Annotated in this window: 5 protein-coding genes; 3 read left to right on the top strand and 2 right to left on the bottom strand. The window is 71.9% G+C overall.

The window, feature by feature from the left end:
- Positions 1–1,038: cytochrome P450 (locus ABT116_RS37945; protein ID WP_351643929.1), on the top strand; the 1,038-nt coding region annotated here is incomplete at its 5' end.
- A gap of 48 nt (positions 1,039–1,086) precedes the next feature.
- Here the strand turns inward: ABT116_RS37945 and ABT116_RS37940 are convergent.
- Positions 1,087–2,535, bottom strand: coding sequence for a DEAD/DEAH box helicase (locus ABT116_RS37940; protein WP_351643926.1), 1,449 nt, complete (start codon positions 2,533–2,535; stop codon positions 1,087–1,089).
- Positions 2,536–2,686: 151 nt separating this feature from the next.
- Positions 2,687–2,890 carry a cold-shock protein gene (locus ABT116_RS37935; RefSeq protein ID WP_003991681.1) on the bottom strand — a complete coding sequence of 68 codons (204 nt, stop codon included), beginning with the start codon at positions 2,888–2,890 and terminating at the stop codon, positions 2,687–2,689.
- 347 nt (positions 2,891–3,237) lie between these two features.
- Here ABT116_RS37935 and ABT116_RS37930 point away from each other — a divergent pair, with 347 nt between their 5' ends.
- Both ABT116_RS37930 and ABT116_RS37925 read left to right on the top strand, forming a co-directional pair.
- Complete coding sequence (locus tag ABT116_RS37930) at positions 3,238–5,445, top strand: MMPL family transporter (RefSeq protein ID WP_351643923.1); 2,208 nt, start codon at positions 3,238–3,240, stop codon at positions 5,443–5,445.
- A gap of 107 nt (positions 5,446–5,552) precedes the next feature.
- Positions 5,553–6,788: a sensor histidine kinase gene (locus tag ABT116_RS37925; protein ID WP_351643920.1), complete on the top strand. Its 1,236-nt coding sequence runs from the start codon at positions 5,553–5,555 to the stop codon at positions 6,786–6,788.
- The last annotated feature ends 52 nt before the right edge of the window (positions 6,789–6,840 follow it).

Genomic DNA, 6,840 nt, shown 5'->3' with positions numbered 1-6,840 from the left:
ATGCTGCGGCTCACCCTGGTCACCCTCAGCCGCTCGCTGTTCGCCTACGACATCAAGCCCGCCTCCCACGTGCTGAAGCGGATCGTGGACGACGTGGTGGAGGTGATGTTCCGGCGGGGCACCGCCTCCGAGATGCTGCCCTCCTGGCTGCCCACCGCCCGCAACCGCAAGATCGCCCACATCCACCAGGTCTTCGACGAGGTCGTCGCGAACGTCCGGGAGAACTACGCGCGCACCGGCGAGGGCCCGCTGATCGCCCTGATGGAACAGGCCGAGGACCCGGCCACCGGTGAGCCGTGGACCGACCGGCAGCTGCGCGACGAACTGCTCACCATCTACCTGGCGGGCCACGAGACCACGGCCGTGTCGCTGTGCTGGACGCTGCTGTCGATCGCCAACCACCCGCACGTACAGGAGGAGTTGGACGGGGAGATCGACGGGGTGCTGGGCGGCGCCGCCCCCGACGCCGACAGTGCGGCCGGGCTGACGTACACCCGGATGGTCGTGGACGAGAGCCTGCGGATGTACCCGCCGATCTGGATCTTCCCGCGGGCCGCCGTCGGCCCCGACACCCTCGACGGCTACGACATCGAGGCCGGTTCGTCGATCCTGCTCTCGCCGCTCGCCTCCCACCACAACCCGCGCCACTGGGACAACCCGGTGGCCTTCGACCCGTACCGGTTCACCCCGCAGGCCGTGCGGGAGCGCCCCCGCATGGCCTACTTCCCGTTCGGCGCCGGACCCCGGCAGTGCGTCGGCAACTCCATGGCGCTGCTCGAACTGCGGATCATCGTGGCGATGATCAACCAGCGTTTCCAGCTCAACCTCGTGCCGGGCGACGCGCTGCGCTACGGCTCTCCCGTCATCTCCCTGCGCCCGCTGCGGGACGTCATGGTGCGCCTGCGCTCCCGCGAGACGAAGCCGGGCAGCGTGACGTCGGCGGCGTCGGCCGCAGGGGGATCCCGCGCGGAGTCGGCCGCAGGGGAGGCCCCTGCGGCCGAGAGCCCGGCGTGCCCGTACGGCGCGGGAGGTGCGTAGACCCGGCCCCGGTCGGCGAGGCCACCGGCATCACCCGCGGCCGGCGGCTCAGCGGCGGCGGCCCCGGGACGGCCTGCTCCGCCGTCCGTTCGGCGCGGAACCCGTGCGCGCGGGGGGCTTCTCGGCGGCCGGCGGGGCGAGGACCACGGGTACGCCCGAGGGCTCCTGCGCCCCGGTGATGCGGCTCAGCTCGGCCTCGCCCGAGCGGACCCGGGTGATCTGCGGGGTGATCCCGGCGTCGGCCATCAGCCGTGTCATCTCGCGCCGCTGGTGCGGCAGGACCAGCGTGACGACGGTGCCGGACTCGCCGGCCCGCGCCGTACGGCCGCCCCGGTGCAGGTAGTCCTTGTGGTCGCCGGGCGGGTCCACGTTGACGACGAGGTCGAGGTTGTCGACGTGGATGCCGCGGGCGGCGACGTTGGTCGCCACCAGGACCGACACCTGGCCGTCCTTGAAACGGGCCAGGGTCCTGGTCCGCTGGGACTGGGACTTCCCGCCGTGCAGCGCCATCGCGCGCACGCCCACGGCCAGCAGCTTCTTGGCCAGCCGGTCGGCGGCGTGCTTGGTGTCCAGGAACATGATCACGCGCCCGTCGCGGGCGGCGATCCGGGTCGTGGTGGCGTGCTTGTCGTCGTCCTCGACGTGGAGCAGGTGGTGCTCCATCGTGGTGACCGCGCCCGCGGACGGGTCGACGGAGTGCACCACCGGGTCGTGCAGGTACGTGCGGACCAGCCGGTCGACGTTGCGGTCCAGGGTGGCCGAGAACAGCATCCGCTGCCCGCCCGGGCGCACCTGGTCGAGCAGGGCGGTCACCTGCGGCATGAAGCCCATGTCGGTCATCTGGTCGGCCTCGTCGAGGACGGTGATGTCGACGTGGTCCAGACGGCAGTCACCTCGGTCTATGAGGTCCTTGAGGCGTCCGGGCGTGGCGACGACGACCTCGGCGCCGCTGCGCAGCGCGTTCGCCTGCCGCCCGATCGGCAGGCCGCCGACCACCGTGGTGAGTCGCAGCCGCAGCGCGCGGGCGAAGGGGGTGAGGGCGTCGGTGACCTGCTGGGCCAGCTCACGGGTGGGCACGAGGACCAGGGCCAGGGGCTGCCGGGCCTCGGCCTTCTGCCCGTCGACACGGGCCAGCAGGGCGAGCCCGAAGGCGAGCGTCTTGCCCGAGCCGGTGCGGCCGCGGCCGAGCACGTCACGGCCGGCCAGCGAGTTGGGCAGCGTCGCCGCCTGGATCGGGAACGGCGCGGTCAGGCCCTCGGCGCGCAGCGCGGCCTGCAGCCGCTCGGGCAGGTCGAGGTCGTCGAACGCCTCGACGGCGGGCAGCGCCGGGGTGATGGTGGCGGGCGGTGTGAACTCCCGGCTGGGGGCGGGGCGGCGCCCGCCGCGGCCGCCGCCGGACGCACGGGAGGCGGCGCCTTGGCCGCCCGCCTTACGGGACCGGGACCCGTTGCCGCGGGAGTGGGGGGAGCCGTTGCTCCTGCGAGCCGTACGGTCCATGGGGAACCTTCCTCGATGCGGCACGCGTCGAGGAATGCGCGACGGCACCGAAGGGCCGCAGGCTTCGCAAGAGTTGAGCCGGATAAGAACAAAACGAGCCGAGGCCCGCACCGCGAGGGTGCGGGCCCCGGTCAGGGCATGCGCGTACGCGTCAGGCGGGAACGATGTTCTCGGCCTGCGGGCCCTTCTGGCCCTGCGTGACGTCGAAGGTGACCTTCTGGCCTTCCTGGAGCTCACGGAAGCCAGAGGTGGCGATGTTCGAGTAGTGGGCGAAGACGTCCGGGCCGCCACCCTCCTGCTCGATGAAGCCGAAGCCCTTTTCCGAGTTGAACCACTTCACGGTGCCGGTAGCCATATGAATCTCCCTTGAGGGCAGTACTCAGGGCCCGCACCTTGCGGACCCGTAGTCGCCGAAATGATCACCCTAAGGAGATCCGAGAATCCTCGGAAACAAAAAAGAGTGCTCGTCGACAAAAGGTCGAAAGAGCACTCGAAGTCTCTGGGAACCAAAACTGCAACGCCAGCCAAGGTAGCACAGCCCGCGTCAGAAGGCTCGGGAATCTCGTACCCGGGGTGGACCCGACCACCCCTTCGTACTGCGTTCCGAGTACCGGAGATTGTCGGCAGGCGCACGACGACGGGACAGTCCCCCCACGGAGAGGCTTGGCAGACGTCCGACACCAGATGTGGAGACCTCCTGCCGTGGCAACTTTCCTGTATCGAGTGGGCCGTCTGGCCTTCCGGCGGCGCTGGTACGTCGCCCTGGTCTGGGCGGCCGTCCTGGCCGCCGTCGGGCTGGGCTCCCTCAAGGCCCCGGGGGCCGTCGACGAGGAGTTCTCGATGCCCGGCATCGAGTCCCAGAAGGCGTTCGACCTGATGGAGCAGCGCTTCCCCGGGGCCACGGCCGACAGCGCGACGGCCAGGGTCGTCTTCATCGCGCCGAGCGGCGAGAAGGTCACGGCCGCCGGGAACAGGAAGGCCGTCGAGAAGACCGTGGCCGAACTCGGTAAAGGCCCGCAGGTCGCGAGCGCCGTCGACCCGTTCCGGGCGAAGACGGTCAGCAAGGACGGCAGGACGGCCTTCGCCACGGTCACCTACAAGGTCAAGGCCAACGACCTCACCGACGCCGGCCGCGGCCACCTGGAGCGGACCCTCGACCAGGCCCGGGACTCCGGCCTGACCGTCGAGGCGGGCGGCACCGCACTGTCCGCAGAGGGCGGCCCGGGCGGCGCGGCCGAGGTGATCGGCGTCGCGATCGCCGCCGTCGTGCTCCTGGTCACCTTCGGCTCGCTGGCCGCCGCCGGGCTGCCCCTGCTGACGGCCGTGATCGGGGTCGGCGTCAGCATGGCCACGATCCTCGCCCTGTCCAGCGCCCTTGGCCTGTCCACCACCACCGGCACCCTGGCGATGATGCTGGGCCTCGCCGTCGGCATCGACTACGCCCTGTTCGTCGTCTCCCGCTACCGGGAGGAGCGCGCCAAGGGCCGCACGCCCCAGGAGGCGACGGCACTGGCCGTCGGCACGGCCGGCTCCGCGGTCGTCTTCGCCGGGCTCACCGTCGTGATCGCGCTGGCCGGGCTCGCCGTGGTCGGCATCCCGATGCTCACCAAGATGGGACTGGCCGCGGCGGGCGCGGTCGTCGTCGCCGTACTGATCGCCCTCACCCTCGTCCCCGCCCTCCTCGGCTTCTGGCCGAACGCCGTGCTCAGCCGGCGGGCCCGCAAGAGCGGCCGGATCGCGGAGAGCACCGAGGCCAACGCCGGCACCCGCTGGGCGCGGTTCGTGCTGCGCCGCCCCATCCCCGTCCTGCTCCTCGGTGTCGTCGGCCTCGGCGCCCTCGCCCTGCCCGCCGCCGACCTGCAGCTCGGCATGCCCGGCGACGAGGCCAAGCCCACCTCCACCACCGAGCGCCGGGCCTACGACGCCCTCGCCGAGGGCTTCGGGCCCGGCTTCAACGGGCCGCTGACCATCGTCGTGGACGCCAAGGGCACCGCCGACCCGAAGGCCGCCGCCGGCACGATCGCGAAGGAGATAGGCGGCACCGAGGGCGTCGTGTCGGTCTCCCCGGCCCGCTTCAACGCCGCCGGCGACACCGCCGTCTTCTCGGCCGTGCCCGCCACCGCGCCGACCGACGAGAAGACCAAGGACCTGGTCACCACCATCCGGGACGAGCGCCCCGGCATCGAGTCGGGCACCGGCGCGACGTACGAGGTCACCGGCAGCACCGCGATGAACATCGACATCGCCGAGAAGGTCCAGGACGCGCTGATCCCGTACCTGGTCGTCGTGGTCGGCCTGGCGATCGTGCTGCTGCTGGTGGTCTTCCGGTCCCTGCTCGTCCCGCTCAAGGCGGCCCTCGGCTTCCTGCTGTCGGTGCTGGCCTCCCTCGGCGCGGTCGTGGTGGTCTTCCAGCAGGGCCACGGCGCGGAGCTCCTCGGGGTGGAGCAGACCGGCCCGATCATGAGCCTGATGCCGATCTTCCTGGTGGGCATCGTCTTCGGACTCGCGATGGACTACGAGGTGTTCCTGGTCTCCCGGATGCGGGAGGCCTACGTCCACGGCGAGTCGCCCGCCCAGGCGGTCACGTCCGGCTTCCGGCACAGCGCCCGGGTGGTCGTGGCCGCCGCCCTGATCATGATCGCGGTGTTCGCCGGGTTCATCGGCGAGAGCGACTCCATGATCAAGATGATCGGCTTCGGACTGGCCTCCGCCGTCCTCTTCGACGCCTTCGTCGTACGGATGGCGATCGTGCCGGCCGTCCTCGCCCTCCTCGGCGACAAGGCCTGGTGGCTGCCGAAGTGGCTGGACCGGGCGCTCCCCCGGGTCGACGTGGAGGGCGAGGCCCTCAGCCGGCCGGAGCCGGAACCGGCCGCGGACCCCGCCCGCGACCTGGAGCCGGCCCGCACCTGAGGCAGCCGCACCCAGGGCCGCCCGTGGCGAAGGACACGGGCGGCCCCTCGCGCGTTCCCGCCCGACGTCGACCACGATGGTCCCAGCCCCACCGACCGGAGAGCCCGATGAACATCACTCTGGAGCGGCGCTACCAGGATCGCCTCGAGGAATTCTCGGCACGCCACGTGTTCCTCGTCGACCTGGCGATGGTCCTGGCACTGATGGGCTGTACCGCCCTCGGCGGAACGCTCACCATGCCCGGTGCCGACCCGCCGGACCATGACAAGACCGCCACCGCCCTCATGGGCGTGGCCTGCCTCGTCCTGCTCAAGCACCGCACCCACCCGCGCACCGCCGTCGTCGTGGCCGGGATCTGCACGGTGGCCGCGGTCGCGCTCGGCTACCTGGTCACGCCCCTGCTGCTGGCACCGGTCATGGCTGCCCTCTACTGGCTGGCCGCGCAAACCGACCGCAAGGTCACCCGCGTCCACGGTCTGTCCACCCTGCTGGCGGTGACGCTCGCGGCGGTGTTCTCCGGTTCCATGAACCACGTCTCGCTGCTGCTCCGGACGATCGGTCCGATCTTCTGGCTGATGCTGCCGCTCGCCGCCGGCAAGATGACGCAGCTGCGGCGCGCCTACCTCCAGTCGCTGCAGGCCCGGGCCGAACACGCCGAGCGCACCAGGGAGGAGGAGGCCCGCCTGCGCGTCACCGAGGAGCGGGTGCGCATCGCCCGGGAGCTCCACGACGTGGTGGCCCACCACATGGCCTTGGCCAACGCCCAGGCCGGAACGGCCGCACACCTCGCCCTCACCAGCCCCGAACAGAGCCAGAAGATCCTCACCGACCTGACCGGCACCACGTCCTCCGCGCTGCGGGAACTGAAGGCCACGCTCGGCCTGCTGCGCGACGACGACGACGCCCCCGGTTCCCTGGGACTGGAACCGTCCCCGGGTCTGTCCCGGCTGCCCGAGCTGGTCTCGGCGTGCGAGTCGGCGGGCCTGGAGGTCACCGTCACCACGCAAGGGGAACCGCAGCCGCTGTCGCCCGGCGTCGACCTGACCGCGTACCGGATCGTGCAGGAGGCCCTCACCAACGTCACCAAGCACGCCACGGCCGAGGCCGCCCACGTGCTCCTCGCCTACACCGGCTCCCGGCTGCTGATCACCGTCACCAACGACGGCCCCAGCGAACCGGCGGTCGCCCGGGGCCGCGGCTTCGGCGTGATGGGCATGCGCGAACGCGCCCTCTCCATCGGCGGCGAGCTGTGCGCGGGCCCCCGCCCCCAGGGCGGCTTCGAGGTCACCACCGCGCTGCCCCTGCAACCCTCCCCCCACCTCGCCGAAGGAACCACCGCATGACCATCAGGGTGCTGCTCGCCGACGACCAGGCCCTGCTGCGGGCCACCTTCCG

The sequence above is a fragment of the Streptomyces sp. NPDC002130 genome (genome assembly GCF_040296465.1).
GTDB lineage: Bacteria > Actinomycetota > Actinomycetes > Streptomycetales > Streptomycetaceae > Streptomyces.
The sequence above is the reverse complement of the archived record's forward strand: the minus strand, read 5'-3'. Positions and strand labels throughout refer to the sequence as shown.